Source organism: Priestia sp. SIMBA_032, assembly GCF_046535215.1.
Lineage (GTDB): Bacteria > Bacillota > Bacilli > Bacillales > Bacillaceae_H > Priestia > Priestia aryabhattai.
In genome coordinates this window covers 1-236 of the sequence record NZ_JAWRXD010001572.1, presented here as the reverse complement: position 1 = coordinate 236, position 236 = coordinate 1, and the positions used below count along the sequence as shown (strand labels likewise).

The window sequence follows — 236 nt, the reverse complement described above, 5'->3', positions numbered from 1 at the left end:
ACACTAGATGTTCATCCCAAATTACTGATATCTAAGCCCGATAACCGGCTCATTCGACTAGGTCCGCCGGTCGAAAGCCGCCGCAAAGCCCCGACACCCATGTCTCTCCCCGCCCGCGTCGCCCTGCGACTGGCCATCGTTCTGGCCCTTGTATTGATCGCCGGCGCGCTATTCACGGTGGCCGCCTTCTTCACGGCACGCGCGGTCTATGAACCGCAATTGCCGCCGGTGGAAGC

1 protein-coding gene is annotated in these 236 nt (G+C 61.0%); it reads left to right on the top strand.

What is annotated here, in order from left to right; all coding sequences use genetic code 11:
- Window positions 1-236 (top strand): hypothetical protein (locus SB717_RS39575; protein ID WP_410908807.1); only part of this gene is annotated, 236 nt, incomplete at both ends.